1 protein-coding gene is annotated in these 947 nt (G+C 59.1%); it reads left to right on the forward strand.

All coding sequences use genetic code 11. From position 1 onward, the window contains the following. Nucleotides 1-47 precede the first annotated feature (47 nt). Nucleotides 48-947, forward strand: a 900-nt coding sequence (locus tag PQQ96_RS42090; RefSeq protein WP_408303335.1) for an IS630 family transposase, incomplete at its 3' end; no start/stop codon positions are given.

Genomic DNA, 947 nt, shown 5'->3' on the forward strand with positions numbered 1-947 from the left:
CAACTTAATTGCGATTTGCGAGTCTCCTTTACTCGGAGGGAGAACTCATGAGAATCGCGGCGAAAGTTGAGCTGAACGAAGCACAGCGCGAACAGTTAGAGACATGGGCTAAAGGTCGGAGGGTCCCGGTTCGACTGGCCGAGCGTGCCAGGATGATTTTGCTCGCGGCGCAGGGCAAGACGGACAAAGAGATCGGTGCGGAGCTTGCTATCTGGCGAGGCACGGTGGCACGCTGGCGCGCTCGCTTTATAGCTGACGGTGTGACCGGTATCGAGGGGGATGAGACGCGACCCGGGCGCAAGCCGAAGATCTCTGCCCGCAAGGTCAAGAGCATCGTGACGCTGACGACGCAGCAGCGTCCGGATAACGCGACGCATTGGAGCACGCGCAGCATGGCAGCGGTGGCCGGCGTCAGTGCCGCGAGCGTGCGGCGCATCTGGCAGGCGCACGGCCTCAAGCCGCATCGGGTAGAGAGCTTCAAGGTATCGAACGACAAGCACTTCGTCGAGAAACTCGAGGACATCGTTGGGCTGTATCTCGATCCCCCGGAGCACGCATTGGTCTTGTGCTGCGATGAGAAGAGCCAGATCCAGGCGCTTGACCGGACCCAGCCGGGATTGCCGCTCAAGCGTGGTCGCTGTCAAACGATGACACACGATTACAAGCGCCATGGTGTGACGACGCTGTTTGCCGCGATGAACACGCTCGACGGGAGTGTCATTGGCCAGTGCCAGACAAAACATCGTCACCAGGAGTGGCTGAGCTTCTTGCGCAAGATCGATCGCAACACGCCCAAGGGCAAGGAACTGCATTTGATCGCTGACAACTATGCAACTCATAAGCATCCCGAGGTAAAGGCGTGGCTTGCCAGGCATCCGCGATTCCACATGCATTTCACGCCCACCAGTGCCTCCTGGCTCAACATGGTCGAACGCTTCTTTCGTGAT

Source organism: Paraburkholderia sediminicola (assembly GCF_046027825.1).
GTDB classification, from domain to species: Bacteria; Pseudomonadota; Gammaproteobacteria; order Burkholderiales; family Burkholderiaceae; genus Paraburkholderia; species Paraburkholderia sediminicola_D.